General features: G+C 66.6%; 25 protein-coding genes, 2 pseudogenes and 1 CRISPR repeat array. Of the genes and pseudogenes, 12 read left to right on the top strand and 15 right to left on the bottom strand.

Annotation, left to right across the window (positions count from 1 at the left end):
- Positions 1-33 precede the first annotated feature (33 nt).
- The 5 genes from rpsD to infA all read right to left on the bottom strand — a co-directional run bounded on the left by rpsD (position 34) and on the right by infA (position 2,018).
- Entirely contained in the window at positions 34-639 is a 606-nt protein-coding gene (rpsD, locus tag GOAMR_RS11950; RefSeq protein WP_005187707.1) for a 30S ribosomal protein S4, read from the bottom strand.
- A gap of 22 nt (positions 640-661) precedes the next feature.
- On the bottom strand, positions 662-1,069 hold the full coding sequence (gene rpsK / locus GOAMR_RS11945) for a 30S ribosomal protein S11 (protein WP_005187705.1): 408 nt from the start codon (positions 1,067-1,069) through the stop codon (positions 662-664).
- Entirely contained in the window at positions 1,069-1,437 is a 369-nt protein-coding gene (rpsM, locus tag GOAMR_RS11940; RefSeq protein ID WP_005187704.1) for a 30S ribosomal protein S13, read from the bottom strand. Before rpsM ends, rpsK begins: the two co-directional genes overlap by 1 nt.
- A 216-nt stretch (positions 1,438-1,653) precedes the next feature.
- Positions 1,654-1,767 (bottom strand): 50S ribosomal protein L36, encoded by a 114-nt coding sequence (gene rpmJ / locus GOAMR_RS11935; RefSeq protein WP_040515091.1) that lies wholly within the window; start codon positions 1,765-1,767, stop codon positions 1,654-1,656.
- Between the two features lie 29 nt (positions 1,768-1,796).
- Complete coding sequence (gene infA, locus GOAMR_RS11930; RefSeq protein WP_005187701.1) at positions 1,797-2,018, bottom strand: translation initiation factor IF-1; 222 nt, start codon at positions 2,016-2,018, stop codon at positions 1,797-1,799.
- A 314-nt stretch (positions 2,019-2,332) separates the two neighbouring features.
- Between infA and GOAMR_RS11925 the strand changes: the two genes are divergently transcribed.
- Positions 2,333-2,737, top strand: a complete 405-nt coding sequence (locus GOAMR_RS11925; RefSeq protein WP_005187696.1) for a phage holin family protein — start codon at positions 2,333-2,335, stop codon at positions 2,735-2,737.
- Between the two features lie 34 nt (positions 2,738-2,771).
- Positions 2,772-3,485 (top strand): SIMPL domain-containing protein, encoded by a 714-nt coding sequence (locus tag GOAMR_RS11920; RefSeq protein ID WP_005187693.1) that lies wholly within the window; start codon positions 2,772-2,774, stop codon positions 3,483-3,485.
- Positions 3,486-3,507: 22 nt separating this feature from the next.
- Here GOAMR_RS11920 and GOAMR_RS11915 read toward each other — a convergent pair whose 3' ends face one another.
- Positions 3,508-4,356, bottom strand: coding sequence for an LLM class F420-dependent oxidoreductase (locus GOAMR_RS11915; protein ID WP_005187689.1), 849 nt, complete (start codon positions 4,354-4,356; stop codon positions 3,508-3,510).
- 279 nt (positions 4,357-4,635) lie between these two features.
- Between GOAMR_RS11915 and GOAMR_RS11910 the strand changes: the two genes are divergently transcribed.
- From GOAMR_RS11910 to fdhD, 7 genes and pseudogenes are all read left to right on the top strand, one after another.
- Positions 4,636-5,724: an ABC transporter substrate-binding protein gene (locus GOAMR_RS11910; protein ID WP_005187687.1), complete on the top strand. Its 1,089-nt coding sequence runs from the start codon at positions 4,636-4,638 to the stop codon at positions 5,722-5,724.
- A complete protein-coding gene (locus GOAMR_RS11905; RefSeq protein ID WP_005187684.1) occupies positions 5,721-6,611 on the top strand; it encodes an ABC transporter permease in 891 nt (296 codons plus the stop codon). The genes GOAMR_RS11910 and GOAMR_RS11905 overlap by 4 nt, the downstream gene beginning before the upstream one ends.
- Positions 6,587-7,360, top strand: coding sequence for an ABC transporter ATP-binding protein (locus GOAMR_RS11900; RefSeq protein ID WP_005187682.1), 774 nt, complete (start codon positions 6,587-6,589; stop codon positions 7,358-7,360). Before GOAMR_RS11905 ends, GOAMR_RS11900 begins: the two co-directional genes overlap by 25 nt.
- Positions 7,361-7,508: 148 nt before the next feature.
- Positions 7,509-8,864, top strand: a complete 1,356-nt coding sequence (locus GOAMR_RS11895; protein ID WP_005187680.1) for an LLM class flavin-dependent oxidoreductase — start codon at positions 7,509-7,511, stop codon at positions 8,862-8,864.
- The gene (locus GOAMR_RS11890) at positions 8,861-10,150 is read left to right on the top strand and encodes an MFS transporter (protein ID WP_005187677.1); all 1,290 of its coding nucleotides are present in this window, start codon (positions 8,861-8,863) and stop codon (positions 10,148-10,150) included. The genes GOAMR_RS11895 and GOAMR_RS11890 overlap by 4 nt, the downstream gene beginning before the upstream one ends.
- A gap of 43 nt (positions 10,151-10,193) precedes the next feature.
- A complete protein-coding gene (gene dtd, locus GOAMR_RS11885) occupies positions 10,194-10,649 on the top strand; it encodes a D-aminoacyl-tRNA deacylase (protein WP_005187672.1) in 456 nt (151 codons plus the stop codon).
- Positions 10,650-10,675: 26 nt separating this feature from the next.
- Positions 10,676-11,541, top strand: a pseudogene (gene fdhD / locus GOAMR_RS24175) (formate dehydrogenase accessory sulfurtransferase FdhD).
- 31 nt (positions 11,542-11,572) lie between these two features.
- Here fdhD and map read toward each other — a convergent pair.
- The 9 genes from map to rpsH form a co-directional block, all read right to left on the bottom strand.
- Positions 11,573-12,361: a type I methionyl aminopeptidase gene (gene map, locus GOAMR_RS11870; RefSeq protein ID WP_005187665.1), complete on the bottom strand. Its 789-nt coding sequence runs from the start codon at positions 12,359-12,361 to the stop codon at positions 11,573-11,575.
- Between the two features lie 11 nt (positions 12,362-12,372).
- On the bottom strand, positions 12,373-12,921 hold the full coding sequence (locus tag GOAMR_RS11865) for an adenylate kinase (RefSeq protein ID WP_005187663.1): 549 nt from the start codon (positions 12,919-12,921) through the stop codon (positions 12,373-12,375).
- Positions 12,918-14,237: a preprotein translocase subunit SecY gene (gene secY, locus GOAMR_RS11860; RefSeq protein WP_005187659.1), complete on the bottom strand. Its 1,320-nt coding sequence runs from the start codon at positions 14,235-14,237 to the stop codon at positions 12,918-12,920. The genes GOAMR_RS11865 and secY overlap by 4 nt, the downstream gene beginning before the upstream one ends.
- Positions 14,238-14,459: 222 nt before the next feature.
- A complete protein-coding gene (rplO, locus tag GOAMR_RS11855) occupies positions 14,460-14,900 on the bottom strand; it encodes a 50S ribosomal protein L15 (RefSeq protein WP_005187656.1) in 441 nt (146 codons plus the stop codon).
- A 4-nt stretch (positions 14,901-14,904) separates the two neighbouring features.
- On the bottom strand, positions 14,905-15,084 hold the full coding sequence (gene rpmD / locus GOAMR_RS11850; protein ID WP_005187653.1) for a 50S ribosomal protein L30: 180 nt from the start codon (positions 15,082-15,084) through the stop codon (positions 14,905-14,907).
- A gap of 3 nt (positions 15,085-15,087) precedes the next feature.
- The gene (rpsE, locus tag GOAMR_RS11845; protein WP_005187642.1) at positions 15,088-15,720 is read right to left on the bottom strand and encodes a 30S ribosomal protein S5; all 633 of its coding nucleotides are present in this window, start codon (positions 15,718-15,720) and stop codon (positions 15,088-15,090) included.
- Between the two features lie 46 nt (positions 15,721-15,766).
- Positions 15,767-16,165 carry a 50S ribosomal protein L18 gene (gene rplR / locus GOAMR_RS11840; protein ID WP_005187640.1) on the bottom strand — a complete coding sequence of 133 codons (399 nt, stop codon included), beginning with the start codon at positions 16,163-16,165 and terminating at the stop codon, positions 15,767-15,769.
- 3 nt (positions 16,166-16,168) lie between these two features.
- Entirely contained in the window at positions 16,169-16,705 is a 537-nt protein-coding gene (gene rplF, locus GOAMR_RS11835; RefSeq protein WP_005187637.1) for a 50S ribosomal protein L6, read from the bottom strand.
- A gap of 16 nt (positions 16,706-16,721) precedes the next feature.
- Positions 16,722-17,120, bottom strand: a complete 399-nt coding sequence (rpsH, locus tag GOAMR_RS11830) for a 30S ribosomal protein S8 (RefSeq protein ID WP_005187635.1) — start codon at positions 17,118-17,120, stop codon at positions 16,722-16,724.
- Between the two features lie 327 nt (positions 17,121-17,447).
- Between rpsH and GOAMR_RS11825 the strand changes: the two genes are divergently transcribed.
- From GOAMR_RS11825 to GOAMR_RS25960, 3 genes and pseudogenes are all read left to right on the top strand, one after another.
- Positions 17,448-17,687, top strand: coding sequence for a type II toxin-antitoxin system Phd/YefM family antitoxin (locus tag GOAMR_RS11825; RefSeq protein WP_005187633.1), 240 nt, complete (start codon positions 17,448-17,450; stop codon positions 17,685-17,687).
- Positions 17,684-18,100: a type II toxin-antitoxin system VapC family toxin gene (locus tag GOAMR_RS11820; RefSeq protein WP_005187631.1), complete on the top strand. Its 417-nt coding sequence runs from the start codon at positions 17,684-17,686 to the stop codon at positions 18,098-18,100. Before GOAMR_RS11825 ends, GOAMR_RS11820 begins: the two co-directional genes overlap by 4 nt.
- A gap of 164 nt (positions 18,101-18,264) precedes the next feature.
- Positions 18,265-18,757, top strand: a pseudogene (locus GOAMR_RS25960) (IS30 family transposase); the annotation flags it as partial.
- Between the two features lie 36 nt (positions 18,758-18,793).
- Positions 18,794-19,643: a CRISPR direct-repeat array (repeat unit 36 nt; unit sequence GCCGCAATGGAGCCCGGTCATTTCGACCGGGAAGAC).
- Between the last annotated feature and the right edge of the window lie 38 nt (positions 19,644-19,681).

Below are 19,681 nucleotides of genomic sequence, written 5' to 3'. Positions count from 1 at the left end.
TGGACCGAACAGCTTGTGCTGTAAGGCTTCTGACTACTTCGAGTAGAACTCGACGATGAGCTGCTCGGAGATCGGGATGTCGATCTGCGCGCGCTCGGGAACGTTGTGCACCAGGATCCGCAGCGTCGCCGGAACCACCTGCAGCCAGCCCGGGACCGGGCGATCGCCGACGAGCTCCTTGGCGATCTGGAACGGGGTGGTGGCCAGCGACTTCGGCCGGACGTCGACGATGTCGTACTGGCTGACGCGGTAGCTGGGCACGTCGACCTTCACACCGTTGACGGTGAAGTGGCCGTGGCTGACCAGCTGGCGGGCCTGACGACGGGTCCGGGCGATGCCGGAGCGGTACACGACGTTGTCCAGGCGGGTTTCGAGGATGCGCAGCAGCTCGTCACCGGTCTTGCCGGAGCGACGGTTGGCTTCCTCGTAGTACTTGCGGAACTGCTTTTCCAGGATGCCGTAGGTGAAGCGGGCCTTCTGCTTCTCCTGCAGCTGGAGCAGGTATTCGCTCTCCTTGATCCGCGCGCGGCCGTGCTGGCCGGGCGGGTAGGGGCGACGTTCGAACGCCTGATCTCCGCCGATGAGATCGACACGGAGACGACGAGACTTCTTGGTGGCGGGGCCGGTATAACGAGCCATTGTTCTCTAGTTCCTTTCCCGCTTAGACCCGGCGCCGCTTGGGCGGGCGGCAGCCGTTGTGCGGCTGCGGGGTGACATCGGAGATGGTGCCGACTTCGAGGCCGGCGGCCTGCAGCGACCGGATGGCGGTCTCGCGACCCGAACCCGGTCCCTTGACGAACACGTCGACCTTCTTGACGCCGTGCTCCTGCGCCTTGCGGGCGGCGTTCTCGGCGGCGAGCTGCGCGGCGAACGGGGTGCTCTTACGCGAACCCTTGAAGCCGACGTGGCCCGACGACGCCCAGCTGATCACGTTGCCGTTGGGGTCGGTGATCGAGACGATGGTGTTGTTGAACGTCGACTTGATGTGTGCGTTGCCGTGCGGGACGTTCTTCTTATCGCGACGGCGTGTGCCCTTCTTGGGGCCTGCAGCGCGTGACTTCGGAGGCATTACTTCTTCTTCCCGGCGATGGTCTTCTTCGGGCCCTTGCGAGTGCGGGCATTGGTCTTGGTGCGCTGTCCGCGGACCGGCAGACCACGACGGTGGCGCAGACCCTGGTAGCAGCCGATCTCGATCTTGCGACGGATGTCGGCCTGGACCTCGCGGCGCAGGTCACCCTCGACCTTCACCGAGGCCTCGATGTACTCGCGGAGCTTCGAGATGTCCGCGTCGGTCAGATCCTTGGCACGCAGGTCGGCGCTGAGACCGGTGGCTGCGAGGATCTCCTTGGAGGTGGTGCGACCAACTCCGTAGATGTATGTGAGTGCGATCTCCAGCCGCTTTTCGCGGGGAAGATCCACACCAGCAACACGTGCCATGTGGCGTGATTCCTTTACTTGTCAGAGGTCTGCTCCCAGTCCGTCCCGCCTGTGCGGACACCGTGTTGTGTCCGTATCGGGCCCCGGCCTCTGAACCGGGGGTGGGCGACGGCCCGAATGCCGCCGCTGGTGCTGGGAGGGCTTCACAAAAGTCTGTTCAGCTCTGGTCTTGCGTATTCAGTTGTGTGTTTCAAGCGACCACGAGGGGTGCTGTGATCAGCCCTGACGCTGCTTGTGGCGCAGGTTGTCGCAGATCACCATGACCCGGCCGTTACGGCGGATCACCTTGCACTTCTCGCAGATCGGCTTGACGCTCGGCTGAACCTTCACGTCTGGAGCTCCTGTGCTGATAGGTGGGCTTACTTGTACCGGTAAACGATTCGGCCACGTCCGAGGTCGTAGGGCGAAAGCTCAACGACCACCCGATCCTCAGGCAGGATGCGGATGTAGTGCTGCCGCATCTTGCCGCTGATGTGGGCGAGGACCTTGTGTCCGTTCTCCAGCTCAATGCGGAACATCGCATTGGGCAGAGGTTCGACAACACGTCCCTCGACCTCGATGGCCCCGTCTTTCTTCGCCATATCCTCCGCGATCCTGGCTTGCGGGTGCCCGCAAGCCCGGTTGAATCCTTGTCTATCCGTTAGGGTGATGACACTCCGTCGTCGGAGGCCACCGTGATGCGCCTCCCCGACCTCCCGCGTCCGCCGGAGCGAGACACGCAGAAACCGGGCACGCGAAGCGCACCGACGTTCTATGCTACGCCTCTTGCGCGACCAGTCCAAATGCACCGCCGGCCGCACAGACCTGCGAGGATCCCGGATGCCGCCGCTGGGCCGAAGGTCCCGCCCGGCAGGTCAGCGGCGAACAGTACGGGCGTACCTGGCAAACTTGGCTGATGCAGCAGTTTCTGGTGCGCACCGCACTGACCGCGTTCACCCTGTGGATCGCCACGCTGATCGTGCCCGGACTCGACTTCGTCGGCGGCGACGAGACGTGGGAGAAGATCGGCATCGTCCTCGTGGTGGCGGTCATCTTCGGCGTGGTCAACGCCGTCATCAAACCGGTCGTGCAGTTGTTCGCGATCCCGCTGTACATCCTGACGATCGGGCTCATCCATATCGTCATCAACGCGCTGATGCTGGAGCTGACGGCGTGGATCACCCGCAACACCACCCACTGGGGCCTGGAGGTCGACTCCTTCTTCTGGGCGGCGATCCTGGGTGCCGTCGTCGTCTCGATCGTCGGCTGGCTGCTCGACCTGACCCTGAAAGAGGACCCCTGGCGCTGGGCCGACCGCTAGGGTCGGTTTCGTCCGTATCAACCTGAGGAGTCCGATGACCAAGCGCCCGCTGATCCTGTTGTCGATTCCTCTGGTGGCGGCCGGTGTGCTCGCCGGCTGCGGTGACGACTCCTCCCCCGGCGACGAGCCGCGCAAGGTGACGGTGATCGGCACCGGTGAGGTCACGGGCGTCCCGGACACGGTGACGGCATCGGTCGGTATCGAGGCCGAGGGCGCCGATGTGTCGACGGCCCTCAACGAGGCCAACACCAAGATCACGGCCGTCACCGACGCCGTCGTCAAGGCGGGCGTGAAGAAAGAGGACGTGCAGACCCAGCAGGTGTCGCTGTCCCCGCGCTACACCCGGCCCGGTCCCGGTCAGACCTCCGGCATCGGCGGCTACACCGCCACCAACACCCTCACCATCAAGGTCCGCGACATCGGCGCCGCCTCCGAAGCGCTGACCGCGGCGGTCAACGCCGGCGGCGACAACACCCGCATCAACAGCGTCGGCCTGTCCATCGATGACGACGCCGAACTGCTCAAGCAGGCCCGCACCCGCGCCTTCACCGACGCACGCACCCGCGCCGAACAGTACGCGTCGCTGTCGAAGGACACGCTCGGTCCGGTCCTGTCCATCGACGAGCAGGTCAGCGGCGCCGCACCCAAGACCTACTCCCGCGAGAGCGCCGTCGACGCAGCCGTCCCCATCTCCCCCGGCCAGCAGACGCTCACGTTCACCGTCACGGTGTCGTTCACCCTCAAGTAGCCCGAAGCCCGACCGGGTCCGCTCAGGCGCCCAGGATCGCGGCGAGCTGCTCGGCCGGGGCCGACGACCCGAGCACCTGGATGGCGACGTGATCGGCGCCGGACGTCAGGTGCTCGTCGATCTGCACCTTCACGCCGGCCGCGTCACCGTGCGCCACCAGAGCGTCGATGAGCGCGTCGCTGCCGCCGTCGGCGATATCGGCGTCGGAGTAGCCGAGCCGGCGCAGGTTGTTGGTGTAGTTACTCAGCTGTAGGTAGGGCTTGTCGACCGGCGGCCTGCCGACCGCCCGCGCAGACACCGGATCGCTGTCGACGACGACCTTGTGTTCGGGGGCCAGCAGCGCATCCGGTCCCAGGACCTCGCGGGCAACCCGCGAATGCGCCGCCGGTACCAGGTAGGGGTGCGCTCCGAGGGACCGCTCCGCGGCCAGCCGCAGCACCCGTGGTCCGAGCGCCGCCAGCAGTCGCCGATCACGGGGCACCCCTTCGGCATCGAGGACGTCAAGGTAATGATTCAGCGCCGCATAGGGTTTGGTGTAGTCGGAGGTGGCCTCTGGGTGGCCGGCACCGATACCGAGATAGAACCGGCCCGGGAAATCCTGCTCCAGCTCGCGGTACTCGCCCGCGATCGTCGCGGCGTCGGTGTTCCAGATGTTGACGATGCCGGTGGCGACGGTGATGTGTTCGGTGGCCTCCAGCACCTTCCGGACGGGACGGAGGTGTGCCGGCGATCCGCCGAGCCAGATGGCGCCGAGGCCCAGTCTCTCGAACTCCGCTACCTCCTCCGCGGAGAACTGGGGGAACCCACCCCAGATACCGTAGGTTCCGAACCTCTTCTTGTGCCCCGCACGCGCACTCACCTCATCGGACATCGGCTTTCCTCTCCTGACGAAGGCTGCGCACGGACCGTGTGCCCGGCGCACCGTCGACACCGCCGGTCCGGTCAACGCCGGGCGGCACACTCTGATTCCACACACGAGCGGAGTCGGGAGAGCTATTAATCCTCAGCCCGAATCCAACCATTGGGTACGGGCGAAATTGTTGGCACGCTTGCGCACGTCATCGAGAGCACCGCTTCGCCGTGCCTCGACCGTTTTCACCACCGAGATTCGGTCACACCGGGTTTCGACAACACCGAAGCGAGTAACACCGTGCGCAACAGCCGGAACGCCCGATCGGCAACCCTGCCGATACTGTCCGCCCTCATCGCGATCCTCGCGCTGGTCCTCACCGCATGCGGCGGCTCCGACGATGGCGACGTCGACCTGAGCAAGGATCTGCCCACCGAGATCCCGGCGGGCACCAAGATCGTGTTCGCCGACCAGCAGAACAAGTACCAAACCCTGTTGGCCGCATCGGGTCTCGAGAAGGACCTGCCGTACAAGCTGAGCTACGCCAACTTCACCGGCGGCCCGGCCGTCCTCGAGGCGTTCCGGGCCGGCACCGCCGACGTGGCCGGTGTGGGCGATGTGCCGCCGATCCACGCTCAGCTCACCGACCAGAAAGTGCCGATCATTCTGGCGCTGCAGAACAGCCTCACCACGTACGGTCTCGCGACCGCACCAGGATCGAACGTGAAGACCGCCGCCGACCTGCGTGGCAAGAAGTTCGCCTATGCGGAGGGCACCGCCCAGCAGGCCGTGGTGCTGCGCGCCCTCGCCAACGCGGGCCTGACGGTCAAGGACGTGCAACTGGTCAAAATCAAGCTCGCCGAGTTCTCCGATGCGCTGGGCGCCAAGCAGGTCGACGTCGCCCCGCTCAACGAGCCGCGGCTGACCCGCTACCTGCGCGACTTCGGCCGCGACGGCGCGTCGACCGTGGACACCGCGAGCCTCGGCCGCATCTCCGAGGGTCTGAGCTACGTGTACGCCCGCGGCGAGTCACTGACCGACCCCGCCAAGGCCGCCGCACTGCGCCACCTCGAAGGGGTCCTCATCAAGGCGTACCAGTGGGCCAACACCCATCCCGCCGAGTGGATCGACAAGTACTACGTCAAGAACCAGAACGTCACCGCCGACGACGGCTGGCGCATCCTGCGCAGCACCGGCACCATCGCCTTCCCGCCGCTCGACGACGCGCTGATCACCCGCCAGCAGGCCACCATCGACGTCCTCGACAAGGCCGGGCAGCTTCCCAAGAAGGTCCGCGCCGCAGACGATTTCGATCTCCGGTTCGCACCGGTCATCGAGGAGGCCAAGAAGGAGTCGGGCGCGCCGAGTGAGTCGGGGGTGATCCGATGACCACCACCATCCCACGTATCGGTCTGTCGCGTAAGCACAGAGCCGACGACGTCGACCACACCCCCACTGTCGCAAGCCATCCCGGTCTCGAACACCGCACCGGAACCCCACGCCGCAGGCTCGGCCCCGGCAAACCCGTCCGCGGCGCCTGGCTGCTGGGACCGGCTGTGCTGGTGGCGATCTGGTTCATCGGCTCGGCCACCGGTGTCATCGACGACCGCACCCTGCCCGCACCCTGGACGATCGCCGAAACCGGCGCCGATCTGTGGTCCGACGGCCGGCTGCCCGAGAACATCCTCGCCTCCCTGAAACTGGCGTCGATCTCCTTGGTGATCGGCGTGCTCGCCGGCCTGGTGATGGCACTGATCGCCGGCCTGAGCCGCCTCGGCGAGGCCCTGCTCGACGGACCGGTGCAGATCAAACGCGCCATCCCGACCCTGGCCATCATCCCGCTGGCGATCATGTGGTTCGGTATCGGCGACACCATGAAGATCACCATCATCGCGCTGGCCGTGCTGATCCCGATCTACATCAACACCCACGCCCAGCTACGTGGCGTCGACCTGCGGCACGTCGAACTCGCTCAGACCGTGGGGCTTTCGCGCCTGGAGTTCATCCGGCGAGTGGCCCTGCCCGGCGCCATCCCCGGCTTCTTCACCGGCCTGCGACTGGCCGTCACCACCTCCTGGCTGGCGCTGGTGGTGGTCGAACAGATCAACGCCACCAAAGGCATCGGCTACCTGATGGATCAGGCCCGCACCTACGGACAACTCGACATCGTCGTCGTCGGACTCGTCGTATACGGCGTCTTCGGCCTTCTCAGCGACACCTTTGTACGCCTCATCGAACGGAGGGCACTCACATGGCGCCGATCACTGGGCAGCTGATCGAATCCCCCGAGCGGCAACGCACCTCGGCCACCGACGATCCGGTCCTGGTGGCCGACAACCTCACCCGGCGGTTCGGTGACCGCACCGTCCTCGACGGGATCGACCTGACCATCGCGCGCGGCGAGTTCGTCGCCCTGCTGGGCCGCAGCGGCAGTGGCAAGTCGACGCTGCTGCGTGCGGTCGCCGGGCTCGATGTCGGCGTCGACGGCACGGGTGACCTGTTCGTCGCCCGCAATTCGTCTGTGGTGTTCCAGGATTCACGGCTGCTCCCCTGGTCGCGGGTGCTGCCGAACGTCACCCTGGGCCTGTCCGGCCGCGACGCCGCCGCTGCCGGGCGCACCGCACTTGCCGACGTCGGTCTGCAAGGCCGCGAACGGGCCTGGCCCAACGAGCTGTCGGGCGGTGAACAGCAGCGGGTGGCGCTCGCCAGATCGCTGGTGCGTCAGCCCGAGCTGTTGCTGGCCGACGAACCGTTCGGCGCCCTCGATGCCCTGACCCGCATCCGGATGCACGGCCTGCTCCGCGAACTGTGCAGCAAGTACCGGCCCGGCGTGCTGCTGGTGACCCACGACGTCGACGAGGCCATCACCCTCGCCGACCGGGTCCTTGTCCTCGACGAGGGCCGGTTCGTCGCCGACCGAAGCCTCGACTCCCTCGGCGCCCACCGCTCCCTGCGCGACCCCGAGTTCGTCGCCCACCGCGAGGCTCTCCTCACCGCCCTCGGCGTCGACCTCACCACCCACTGAGTCCCGGACATCGTCGGCTCACCGGGTTTCGAGGCTCCACCAGCGGAATCCATTCCCGCTGGTTGAGGTGCGAGGAGCGCAAGCGACGAGCCTCGAAACCTCGTGAGCAGACCATGTACCCACCCACCACCAACGGAAGGAACATCCCGTGAGCACACGACAGCTCCATCTGAACGCCTTCATCTACCCCGCAGGCCACCATGAGGCGGCCTGGCGGCATCCGCGCAGCCAGCCACACCGGATCTTCGACGCCGACTACTACCAGGAGATCGGAAAGGCCGCCGAGGCAGCACTTTTCGATGCCGTGTTCTTCGCCGACGGTCCGGCCCTGCGCAGCGAGGCCGCCTACAGCACCGCCGGACGGCTGGAACCGATCACCGTTCTCGGCGCGATCGCCGCCGCCACCGAACGGATCGGCCTGATCGCCACCGCCTCCACCACCTACTACGAGCCCTACAATCTGGCCCGCCTGTTCTCCACCCTCGACTTCGTGTCCAAGGGCCGGGCCGGCTGGAACATCGTCACCACCTCCACCGACGCCGCCGCCGAGAACTTCGGCCTCACCGCGCATCCCGACCCGGCGCAGCGCTACAAGCGCGCCGCCGAGTTCGTCGACGCCGCCACCCGCCTGTGGGATTCGTGGGAAGACGACGCCGTCGTCCTCGACCGCGAGAACGGACAGTACGCCGACACCGACAAGATCCATCGCGCCGAGTTCGTCGGCGAACACCTGTCCGTCCGTGGCGCTTTCAACGCACCCCGCTCCCCGCAGGGTTATCCGGTGCTGGTGCAGGCGGGCGCGTCCAACGACGGCCGCGCTTTCGCCGCCCGCTACGCCGAGGCGATCTTCACCGCCCACCAGTCGCTGGCCAACGCACAGGCCTTCTACTCCGACATCAAGTCGCAGGCGAAGGGCCTGGGCCGCAACCCTGACCACATCAAGATCCTGCCCGGACTGAGCCCGTTCATCGCCGACACCGAAACGGCGGCAAAGGAACTGGAACGCGAGTTCAACGAGCTGACCGTACCCGCCTACGGCCTCAAGCAGATCCGTGGCCTGGCCGACGTCGACCTGTCCGCCCTCGATCTCGACGCCCCGGTCCCGCTGGACGCGTTCGGGGAGGCAGGCAATGTCACCGACAACACCCGCAGCCGCAAGCAGGTGGTCGCCGAGATCGTCGCCAAGGAACGTCCGACGGTCCGCCGGCTCCTGCATCGTCTCGCGGGAGCGCGCGGCCACCGCGTGTTCGCCGGCACCCCCGAGCAGGTCGCCGACACCATCGAAGAATGGTTCACCTCGGGCGCCGCCGACGGTTTCAACGTGATGCCGCCCTACTATCCGGGCGGACTCACCGACTTCACCGAACATGTGGTGCCGATCCTGCAGCGCCGCGGCCTGTTCCGCACCGAATACACCGGCACGACGCTGCGTGATCATCTCGGACTGCCGCGCCCGGAGAACCAGTTCGCGATCCGGCAGGCATCCGCGCAGAGCGCCAGTTGAGCGGACAGGGCCCCGCCTGTCGCGACCACGCGGGCACCACGAACTCCCGGACCCTCGCCCTCCACGTCCACCTCCCGACCGGCCTGCTCGGCGTGGCCAACGGCGCCACCGCACCGATCGTCGTGTTGGCGGCGCTCGCACACGGGGCGTCGGTGTCGCAGGCCGGTCTGGTGGTGGCGGGCGGCGGTCTGGGCATGGTCGCCGCCGATCTGCCGGCGGGCAGCCTGGTGGCCAGGATCGGGGAACGCTGGTCGATCGCCCTCGGCAGCGCTGTCGGCGTGGTCGGCGCGCTGTTGTGCGTCATCGACTCCTCACTGCTGACGCTCAGTGTGGGTGTGGTGCTCCTGGGCCTCGCGCAGGCGGTGTGGGGGCTGGCTCGGCAGTCGTATCTGACGGCGGTGGTGCCGTTCGGGCAGCGAGCACGGGCGATCTCGACGATGGCCGGGATGAGCAGACTCGGCTTCTTCGTCGGACCGTTCGTCACCGCAGCCATCCTGGGATCGGAAAGCAGCACGGACACAGTGGGTTCCGGCGCAACGGATTCCGGACACCTGACGTATGTGTTCGCGGTCCAATTGGCGATGGTGCTGCTGGCGGGCATCCTGTTCGTCACCATGGCCGACCCCCCGCACCTGCGGACGCCGGCCGGTTCCCTGCCGATCCATACGGTCGCCGTCCGCGAACGCGGCACCCTGCTGCGGCTCGGCCCCGGCGCGCTGGCGCTCGGGGCGGTCCGGGCCTCCCGCACGGTGGTGCTGCCGTTGTGGGCCGAACACATCGGGATGTCGGGCGCCGAGATCGCGCTCGCGTTCGGTGTGGCGGGGGCGCTCGACGTCGGCCTGTCCTATCCGGCCGGTGTCGGCCTCGACAGGCTCGGCAGACGGGCGATGGCCGTCCCCTCGCTCCTGTTGTACTCCGTGGGACTGCTGTGCATTCCGCTCGCCACCACCGAGACCGGCGTGTGGATCGTGGCGATCGCGGTCGCCTCGGCGAATGGCCTCACCAACGGGCTCATCATGACCATCGGCGCCGACGCCTCCCCCGCCGACGCCCGGCCGCAGTTCCTGGCCGCGTGGCGGCTGCTGCACGACGCGGGCTCGGCCGGTGCGCCCGCCGCCGCCGGTGCGCTGGCCGGGATCATCGGGCTGGCCGCGGCGTCGGCGTGCACCGGCCTGGTGGGGCTGGCCGGAACCCTGGTCTTCGCCGTGTTCCTGCCGCGACGGCCCCGGACCGCGCCGGAGGCCACCGCACCCGATCCCCGCGTCAGTGCGGTGGCGTCGCGCTGATCCCCGGGCTGACCGGCCACGCGGGAACTGGCATTCTGGACCGATGCGAGCGGTCATCCAGCGAGTCAGCCAGGCCAGCGTCACCGTCGACGGCGAAGTGGTCGGAGCCCTCGACATCCCCGACGGCGAACACGGCCTCGTCGCACTCATCGGCGTCACCCACGACGACACCGCCGACGACGCGGCGAGGCTGGCCGACAAGATCTGGCGGCTGCGGATCCTGCCCGGCGACGAGCGGGAACTGGCGGCCGCCGATCTCGGCGCCCCGCTCCTGGTGATCAGCCAGTTCACCCTGTATGCCAACACCAACAAGGGCCGCAGGCCGTCATGGAACGCCGCCGCCCCCGGACAGGTCGCCGAACCGCTCGTCGACGCCGTCGTCGCCGAACTGCGGTCCTTCGGCGCGGCCGTCGCCACCGGACGTTTCGGCGCCCACATGCAGGTGTCGCTGGTCAACGACGGCCCGGTCACCCTCATCCTCGACACCGATCAGCGCTGACCGGACGGCGGCGTTAGCGTAGCCACATGGGACGTATCACCACCCGCCGCCGCGTCACCCGCATCCGGGGTGACGGGCACATCGTGCAGCGGCCCGACACCCTGGCGGTGGAGGAACCGCTGGAGATCCGGGTGGGCGGACAGTCGCTGGTGGTGACGATGCGCACCCCCGGCAACGACGTCGAGCTGGCCGCAGGTTTCCTCGTCTCCGAGGGTGTGCTGGCCGGCGCCGACGACCTGGTCACGGCCCGCTACTGCGCCGGTGCCGACGCCGACGGCACCAACACCTACAACGTCCTCGACCTCGTGCTCGCCCCGCACGTGCCTCCCCGGCCCCCGAACTGGCCCGCAGCTTCACCACCACCAGCGCGTGCGGGGTGTGCGGCAAGGACAGCATCGACGCGATCAGCATCCGCTCGTCGTTCACGGTCGCCGATGACCCGCTGACCGTCGACGTCGCGACGCTGCTGACGTTCCCGGGACTGCTGCGCGATCACCAGAACGTCTTCGACAAGACGGGCGGTCTGCACGCGGCCGCCCTGTTCGACGGCCGCACCGGCGAACCCGTCGTGGTCCGGGAGGACGTCGGCCGGCACAACGCCGTCGACAAGGTGATCGGCTGGGCCCTCACCCAGGGTCTGCTCCCGCTGCGCGGTCACATCCTCCAGGTCTCGGGCCGCGCCAGTTTCGAACTCGTCCAGAAGGCGGTGATGGCGGGAATCCCGATGTTGTCGGCGGTGTCGGCGCCCTCCTCCCTGGCCGCCGATCTCGCCGACGACACGGGCCTGACCCTCGTCGGATTCGTCCGCGGTGACTCCCTGGTCGCCTACACCCGCCCGGACCGACTGTCCACGAACAGCATTGAGAGCCTCGCGTCACCTGACCCGTCGTGACGCTGTCGGCTCGCAAGCTCGCGAACGAAACCTAAGGCCGGGTGGTGAGAATCCGCGGTCCGTCACCGGTGACGACAACGGTGTGTTCCCAGTGCGCGGCCCGCGACCCATCGTCGGTGACGACGGTCCAATCGTCATCGAGCACAGACGTTTCGGTGGTGCCCAGCGTGAGCATCGGTTCGATGGCGAGGGTGGAACCGATCACCAGCAGCGGGCCGCGGTTCGGTTTGCCCTCGTTCGCCAGGAACGGGTCGAGATGCATCTCGCGGCCGATGCCGTGGCCGCCGTACCCGGACACGATCCCGAACTGCCGCCCGAACTTGGTCTCCATGGCGCGGGTCGCCTGCTCCAGTGCGTGGGAGATGTCGGTGAGCCGGGCACCCTCGACCATCGCGGCGATACCGGCGTCGAGCGTCAGCCTGGTGGCCTCGCTCAGATCGGAATCGGCCTGGAGAAGTTCACCGACGCCGAACGTCCAGGCGGAGTCGCCGTGCCAGCCGTCGAGAATGGCGCCGCAGTCGATGGACACCAGGTCGCCCTCGGCGAGGACGGTGTCCTTGGTGGGGATGCCGTGCACCACCACATCGTTGACCGAGCTGCAGATGGAGCCCGGGAAACCGTGATAGCCCTTGAAAGACGGGATCGCCCCCGCCTCGCGGATCACCGTTTCGGCGATCTCGTCGAGGTCGAGGGTCGACATCCCGGGCTTGGCCGCGTCACGAACCGCGACCAGTGCGGCCCCGACGATCGCACCTGCCGCCGCCATCGCGTCGACTTCGGCGGCGGTGCGGAACGGGACCTTCTTTTTTCTGCCCAACACAGTGTTGCGTATCAGCTTCCGGCGAGTGCGCCGAGAATCCGCTGATGCACCTCTTGGACGTCACCGACGGCGTCGATGGCCTTGATCTGACCGGCGTAGTACTCCAGCAGCGGCGCGGTCTCGGTCGTGTACACCGACAGCCGGTTGCGGATCACTTCCTCGGTGTCGTCGGCGCGGCCACGGGCCAGCATCCGCTCCACCACCACGTCGGCGTCCACCTCCAGCGACAGCACGCCGTCGAGGGACTCGTCCAGGTTCGTCAGGATCTCCACGAGGGCGTCGGCCTGCTCGGTGGACCGGGGGAAGCCGTCGAGCAGGAAGCCCTTCACGGCGTCGGGCTCGGCGAGGCGGGCACGCACCATGTCGACGGTGATCTCGGACGGAACCAGGTTGCCCGCGTCGAGGTACTTCTTGGCCTCGATACCCACCGGGGTGCCCTGCGAGATGTTGGCGCGGAACAGGTCACCGGTGGAGATGTGCGGGATCCCGAGGGCCTCGCTCAGCAGCTCTGCCTGTGTGCCTTTGCCCGCTCCGGGCGGACCGAGAATAACGAGTCTCACTTGAGGAACCCTTCGTACTTCCGTTGCATCAATTGACTGTTGACCTGCTTCATGGTGTCCAATCCGACACCCACCATGATCAGCACCGCGGTTCCACCGAAGAAGTTCAGACCGCTCGCCGAACCGCCGCTGCTCATGTCGAGGAAGACGTTGGGCAACACGGCGATGATACCGAGGTAGATCGAGCCGGGCAGCGTGATTCGGCTCAGCACATAACCGAGGTAATCGGCCGTGGGCTGACCGGGACGGATACCCGGGATGAAGCCGCCGTACTTCTTCATGTCGTCGGCACGCTCTTCAGGGTTGAACGTGACGGCCACGTAGAAGTACGTGAAGAAGATGATCATCGCGAAGTAGATCAGGATGTGCGACCAGCTCGTCGGATCCGTCAGGTAGTCGTTGACGAACTTCTTCCAGCCCGCGGTGTCGTCGGAGCCCGAGGTCAACTGCAGCACCAGGTTGGGCAGGTACAGCAGCGACGACGCGAAGATCACCGGGATAACACCGGCCTGGTTGACCTTGAGCGGCAGGTACGTCGACGATCCGCCGTACATCTTGCGGCCCACCATGCGCTTGGCGTACTGGACCGGGATGCGGCGCTGGCCCTGCTCGACGAAGACGACGCCGGCGATGATGACCAGTGCGGCCACACACACCAGCGCGAAGGCGAGACCGCCGCGCTGGTCGAGGATGGCCTTGCCCTCGGCGGGGATACGGGCGGCGATGCCGGCGAAGATCAGCAGCGACATACCGTTGCCGACGCCGCGTTCGGTGATCAGCTCACCCATCCACATGACGACGCAGGCGCCGGCGGTCATGACCAGCACGACGATCGTCAGCGCGAACACCGACTCGTCGCTGAGCACGTCGCCGGTGCAGCTGTCGGGCAGGAGCTGGCCGCGCGAGGCGAGGGCGACAATGCCCGTCGACTGCAGCAGCGCCAGCGCCACCGTCAGGTAGCGGGTATACTGCGTCATCTTGGCCTGACCGGACTGGCCTTCTTTGCGCAGTTGCTCGAAGCGCGGGATCACGACGGTCAGCAACTGCACGATGATGCTGGCGGTGATGTACGGCATGATGCCGATCGCGAACACGGCCAGCTGCAGCAGCGCGCCGCCGGAGAACATGTTGATCAGCGCATAGACCTGATTGTCACCGGAGTTGATCTGGTCCATGCAGTCGTTCACTACTTTGTAGTTCACGCCCGGGGACGGGATGGTGGCGCCGAGCCGGTACAGGATGATGATGCCGATGACGAAGAGGATCTTCTTCCTCAGGTCCGGCGTCCTGAAGGCCGCGACGAGGGGGGAGAGCACTAAGTTCCTCCTAGTCCGGGGTGGTGTCGGCCGAGGTGGCCGGGAACGTCTTGTGAAACTCTAACAGTGAGGCCGAAAGCACCTCTGCGGCCACCGTGTGACCAGGGCATTTGTCGGTTTGGCGAATGAGCGGCCCGCGCCGCGGGCCGCGCCCAGACCACAGCGAGCCGCCGAACAAGAGAGGCGTGTGACGCTCCCCTTGTCCGGCGGCTCGTGGGCTTGTCAGAGCTCGGAGACGCTACCACCGGCGGCGGTGATCTTCTCCTTGGCCGCGGCGGTGAACTTATTGGCGGTGACGTTGACGGCCACCGACAGGTCGCCGTCGCCGAGCACCTTCACCAGCTGGTTCTTGCGCACCGCGCCGGCGGCGACGAGGTCGTCGACGCCGATGGTGCCGCCCTGCGGGAACAGCCGGGCGATGTCGCCGACGTTCACGACCTGGTACTCGACCCGGTTGCGGTTGGTGAAGCCCTTGAGCTTCGGCAGCCGCATGTGGATCGGCATCTGGCCGCCCTCGAACGCGGCGGGCACGTTCTTACGTGCCTTGGTGCCCTTGGTGCCGCGACCGGCGGTCTTACCCTTGGATCCCTCACCGCGACCCACGCGGGTCTTCTCGGTCTTCGCGCCCTCCGCGGGGCGAAGGTGATGGAGCTTGATGGTCATTTGCTTAAACCTCTTCGACTGTCACGAGGTGGCGCACCACGTTGATCAGACCGCGGTTCTGCGGGGTGTCCTCGCGGGTGACCGTCTTACGGATGCCCTTCAGGCCGAGGGTCCGCAGGCTGTCACGCTGGTTCTTCTTGGTACCGATGGTGCCCTTGACCTGGGTGATCTTCAGTTCGGCCATGATCTACACTCCCTGACCGGCACGGGCACGGAGCATACCGGCCGGTGCCACATCTTCGATCGGGAGGCCACGACGGGCCGCGACCTCTTCGGGACGCTGCAGCATCTTGAGAGCGGCAACGGTGGCGTGGACGACGTTGATCGCGTTGTCGGAGCCGAGGCTCTTGGCGAGAACGTCGTGCACACCGGCGCATTCGAGCACGGCACGCACCGCGCCACCGGCGATGACACCGGTACCGGGGCTGGCCGGGCGAAGCATCACGACACCGGCGGCGGCCTCACCCTGAACCGGGTGGGTCACGGTACCGCCGATCAGCGGGACGCGGAAGAAGTTCTTTCGAGCCTCTTCGACACCCTTCTGGATCGCGGCCGGAACTTCCTTGGCCTTGCCGTAGCCGACGCCGACGAGGCCCTGGCCGTCGCCGACCACCACGAGAGCGGTGAAGGAGAACCGGCGGCCACCCTTGACCACCTTGGACACGCGGTTGATCGCGACGACGCGCTCAAGCTGGTTGCGGTCCTGGTCGCGGTCGCGGCCGCCGCGGTCACGGCGGTCGCCGCGTCCGCGACGCTCGTTGCTGTTGTTGTTGTCGTTTCCGGCGGGTCCGTTTCCGCCGTCACGCTGACGTCCGGGCATCAGAGGTTCCCTCCGGTCACTGTGGTGTTGCTGGTCGAGATGTTCATCAGAAGCTCAGGCCTCCCTCGCGGGCGGCGTCGGCGAGCGCGGCGATACGGCCGTGGTAGTCCTTGCCACCACGGTCGAACACGACGGCCTCGACACCGGCGGCCTTGGCGCGGGCAGCGATCAGCTCGCCCACCTTGCGGGCGTGTGCCGACTTGTCGCCGTCCACCGCACGCACGTCGGCCTCGATCGAGGACGCGGCGGCAAGGGTCTTGCCGGCGAGGTCGTCGATGAGCTGCACGTGGATGTGGCGGCTGCTGCGCTTGACGGCCAGACGGGGACGCTCGGCGGTGCCGGCGACCTTCTTACGCAGCCGGAAATGACGGTTCGCGGTCGCGGTACGACGACGAGTCGAGGCGTCCTTGCCGAGCGGCTTGCGATCGATCTTGGTTTCACTCATGGCTTACTTACCCGTCTTTCCGACCTTGCGACGGATCTGCTCGCCCTCGTAGCGAATGCCCTTGCCCTTGTACGGGTCGGGGCGACGCAGGCGGCGGATGACCGCCGAGATCTCGCCGACTTTCTGCTTGTCGATACCCGACACCGAGAACTTGGTGGGCGTCTCGACGGCGAAGGTGATGCCTTCGGGAGCCTCGATCGGCACGGGATGGCTGTAACCGAGCGCGAACTCGAGGTCCTTGCCCTTGGCCTGCACGCGGTAGCCGACACCGAAGATTTCCATCTTGTTGGTGTAGCCCTGTGTGACGCCGATGACGAGGTTGTTCACCAGAGACCGGTTGAGGCCGTGCAGGGCACGGCTGCGGCGCTCGTCGTTGGGGCGGGTGACCACGATGTTGCCGTCTTCCTGAGCGACCACGATGGGCTCGGTGACGGTGTGGGTGAGCTCGCCCTTGGGGCCCTTCACGGTGACGTTCTGGCCGTCGATGGAGACGGTGACACCGGCGGGGATGGCGATGGGATTCTTACCAATACGCGACATATCTGTGAGCCTCCCTCTACCAGACGTAGGCGAGGACTTCGCCGCCCACGCCCTGGTTGGCTGCCTGACGATCGGTGAGCAGACCGGACGACGTGGAGATGATGGCCACGCCGAGGCCGCCCAGGACCTTGGGCAGGTTGGTGGACTTCGCGTACACCCGCAGACCCGGCTTGGAGACGCGGCGCAGACCGGCGATGCTGCGTTCACGGCTCGGGCCGTACTTGAGGGAGACGACGAGGCTCTTGCCGACCTCTGCATCTTCGGTGCGGAAGTCGGTGATGTAACCCTCGCGCTTGAGGATCTCGGCGATAGCCACCTTGATCTTCGACGACGGAAGGGTCACCTCGTCGTGGTACGCCGAGTTGGCGTTGCGCAGACGTGTCAAAAAGTCTGCGATCGGGTCAGTCATGGTCATGGTTGACCGTCAACCTTTCTCGTAGTGGTTCCCATACAACGCGGGAGTGCGAACACTCCCCCGGTGGGCCTTCCACGAAGTGGACAGTTGTGCAGGTTCTCCCCGATCGATGCCGTTGGCTTTTCGCCGGCACCGGTCAGGTATGAAGTTGTGGCTCCCGGGGGCACAGTTCACCCAGGCAACCGCTCAAGTGTAGGGAACCGGACGCCAGAACCCAAATCGCCCCGACTACTCGCCGCCCCGACCCCGCGTCCGGCGTAACGACGGTTGCGGAGCCGCACAGCGCCAAATAATGTAGGTTCATACCTACATTATTTGGGGGCCAGCATGACGACGATATCTGCTCGCGATTTCAACCGTGATGTGAGCGCCGCGAAACGGGAGGCCACGGAAGGGCCGGTGATGATCACCGACCGCGGTGAACCGGCGTTCGTGCTGCTCAGCATCGAGGAGTACCGACGACTCACCGGCAGCGGCGAGGACCTTCTCGCGCGCCTCAGCATGGACGACGACCTGGACATCGAATTCGAACCGATCACGATCGACCTGTCGGTCCCGGACCTGTGAACTATCTTCTCGACACCAACGTCGTCAGCGAACTGCGCAAGCCGGCGCGGCGCGCCGACAAGGCGGTTCGGTCCTGGATCGCGGCTCGCGCACCGGCGGACCTGTATCTGTCCGCGATTACCCTTCTGGAGATCGAGCTGGGGATCGCCCGACTGAGTCGTCGGGACGGTACACAATCCGACCGCCTGCGCTCCTGGCTGGAGAACGACCTCCTCGACGTGTTCAATGGGCGCATCCTCCCCGTCGACGTACCGGTTGCCCGTCACGCCGGACGCCTGCATGTTCCCGATCCGCGCCCCGAGCGCGACGCCCTGATCGCCGCGACAGCCACGGCCCACCACATGACCGTCGTCACCCGCAACGCGGCCGACTTCGAACCCATGCAAGTCAGTGTCACCAACCCATGGCTGTGAAATCATTGGCGCGACGTCCAGCCCGCCCTCAATGGAGCATCGGCTCTGTCCTGGCGCGAGGTGTCGGCACTGACCAGTGATCGGTCTGCAGGGTCATACCGTCGTAGCAACAGGGCAGGTCAACGGGCCTGGCCGAGTGTAAGGACGGAGTGGCACTGTGGGTGGTTCCGAGCTGGTGGGGAGGTGATCTAACTGTCGGTAAGAACGGCGCGTCAGCGGCGATCACGCCAGTGGAGCGGACCACCCCTTACACCCTGATCCTGGGCCTGCTCGAAGGGAAGAAAGCCACCGGCGTCGCTGACGTGCTCATCGACCACCTGCATGGGCTGCCCGGCATCATGAGTCAGGGCCTGACCTGGGGATCAGGGCACGGAGATGGCTGAGCATGCATCGGTGACCGTGGCAGCGGATCTGCCGATCTACTTCGCCCACCCCCGCTCGCCGCGGGAGCGGCCGATGAACGAGAACACCAACGGACTGATCCGCGAGTAGCTGCCCAAAGGCGCCGAGATCACCTCTCATCAGCCCTACCTCGACGCTCTCGCCCGAGAACTCAATGAACGACCCCGCGCAGCGCTCGGTTTCTACACCCCTCGCGAGAAGTTTGAAGCGTTACCCAACGCCAACGTTGCTTCCGCAGGCTTGACACCGCCCTGACCTTGTCGACGTAGGCGACAGCGACCGTCAGTTCTCGCCGCAATGGAGCCCGGTCATTTCGACCGGGAAGACGTGTCGGTGATCAATCTGTCAGGTCTGCCGGACACGCCGCAATGGAGCCCGGTCATTTCGACCGGGAAGACCCGCGTGCGTATCAGGGTGCGCCACAACGCATTACGATCGCCGCAATGGAGCCCGGTCATTTCGACCGGGAAGACTGGAAGTGGGTAGCGGAGTCGAAGGTGGAGGAAGCACGGCCGCGATGGAGCCCGGTCATTTCGACCGGGAAGACGAGCGTCAGCAAAGCGAACAGGTTCATTCGGATAGCGCCGCAATGGAGCCCGGTCATTTCGACCGGGAAGACGAGGTGAAGACGACGGTGCCCGCCAGGTAGTCGTCTTTGCCGCAATGGAGCCCGGTCATTTCGACCGGGAAGACGATCAGCGCCGAAGTCACACACTCCTGAGACCCGGCGTCGCCGCAATGGAGCCCGGTCATTTCGACCGGGAAGACCGGCGGGGGCGGCGGCTCGGGGGGGGTCGTTACTCCAGGGCCGCAATGGAGCCCGGTCATTTCGACCGGGAAGACTTCGGTAGCAATCCGGATGAGTCGACGCCGGAGCGTGCGCCGCAATGGAGCCCGGTCATTTCGACCGGGAAGACGTGCCACCCGCGCGGCTCCGCCGTTCGGGGTGAGCAGCGCCGCAATGGAGCCCGGTCATTTCGACCGGGAAGACACCACTCCGGATGCCACGTCGACTCATCCGCACTGAGCAGCCGCAATGGAGCCCGGTCATTTCGACCGGGAAGACCTGGGAAAGGCAGCGGCAGCGTCACACGGCCCGCGACTGGCCGCAATGGAGCCCGGTCATTTCGACCGGGAAGACTGCCGGTGCTGGTGCTCGGTCCGCGCCCCGATCTGCTG

It is taken from the genome of Gordonia amarae NBRC 15530 (assembly GCF_000241345.1).
Lineage (GTDB): Bacteria > Actinomycetota > Actinomycetes > Mycobacteriales > Mycobacteriaceae > Gordonia > Gordonia amarae.
This window is presented reverse-complemented; position numbering and strand designations above follow the sequence as displayed.

Excerpts from the sequence above, each read along its gene's own strand:
- rpsD (WP_005187707.1), bottom strand. The coding sequence starts at position 639 with ATGGCTCGTTATACCGGCCCCGCCACCAAGAAGTCTCGTCGTCTCCGT.
- rpsK (WP_005187705.1), bottom strand. The coding sequence starts at position 1,069 with ATGCCTCCGAAGTCACGCGCTGCAGGCCCCAAGAAGGGCACACGCCGT.
- rpsM (WP_005187704.1), bottom strand. The coding sequence starts at position 1,437 with ATGGCACGTGTTGCTGGTGTGGATCTTCCCCGCGAAAAGCGGCTGGAG.
- infA (WP_005187701.1), bottom strand. The coding sequence starts at position 2,018 with ATGGCGAAGAAAGACGGGGCCATCGAGGTCGAGGGACGTGTTGTCGAA.
- GOAMR_RS11925 (WP_005187696.1), top strand. The coding sequence starts at position 2,333 with ATGCAGCAGTTTCTGGTGCGCACCGCACTGACCGCGTTCACCCTGTGG.
- GOAMR_RS11920 (WP_005187693.1), top strand. The coding sequence starts at position 2,772 with ATGACCAAGCGCCCGCTGATCCTGTTGTCGATTCCTCTGGTGGCGGCC.
- GOAMR_RS11915 (WP_005187689.1), bottom strand. The coding sequence starts at position 4,356 with ATGTCCGATGAGGTGAGTGCGCGTGCGGGGCACAAGAAGAGGTTCGGA.
- GOAMR_RS11905 (WP_005187684.1), top strand. The coding sequence starts at position 5,721 with ATGACCACCACCATCCCACGTATCGGTCTGTCGCGTAAGCACAGAGCC.
- GOAMR_RS11900 (WP_005187682.1), top strand. The coding sequence starts at position 6,587 with ATGGCGCCGATCACTGGGCAGCTGATCGAATCCCCCGAGCGGCAACGC.
- dtd (WP_005187672.1), top strand. The coding sequence starts at position 10,194 with ATGCGAGCGGTCATCCAGCGAGTCAGCCAGGCCAGCGTCACCGTCGAC.
- rplO (WP_005187656.1), bottom strand. The coding sequence starts at position 14,900 with ATGACCATCAAGCTCCATCACCTTCGCCCCGCGGAGGGCGCGAAGACC.
- rpmD (WP_005187653.1), bottom strand. The coding sequence starts at position 15,084 with ATGGCCGAACTGAAGATCACCCAGGTCAAGGGCACCATCGGTACCAAG.
- rpsE (WP_005187642.1), bottom strand. The coding sequence starts at position 15,720 with ATGCCCGGACGTCAGCGTGACGGCGGAAACGGACCCGCCGGAAACGAC.
- rplR (WP_005187640.1), bottom strand. The coding sequence starts at position 16,165 with ATGAGTGAAACCAAGATCGATCGCAAGCCGCTCGGCAAGGACGCCTCG.
- rplF (WP_005187637.1), bottom strand. The coding sequence starts at position 16,705 with ATGTCGCGTATTGGTAAGAATCCCATCGCCATCCCCGCCGGTGTCACC.
- rpsH (WP_005187635.1), bottom strand. The coding sequence starts at position 17,120 with ATGACCATGACTGACCCGATCGCAGACTTTTTGACACGTCTGCGCAAC.
- GOAMR_RS11825 (WP_005187633.1), top strand. The coding sequence starts at position 17,448 with ATGACGACGATATCTGCTCGCGATTTCAACCGTGATGTGAGCGCCGCG.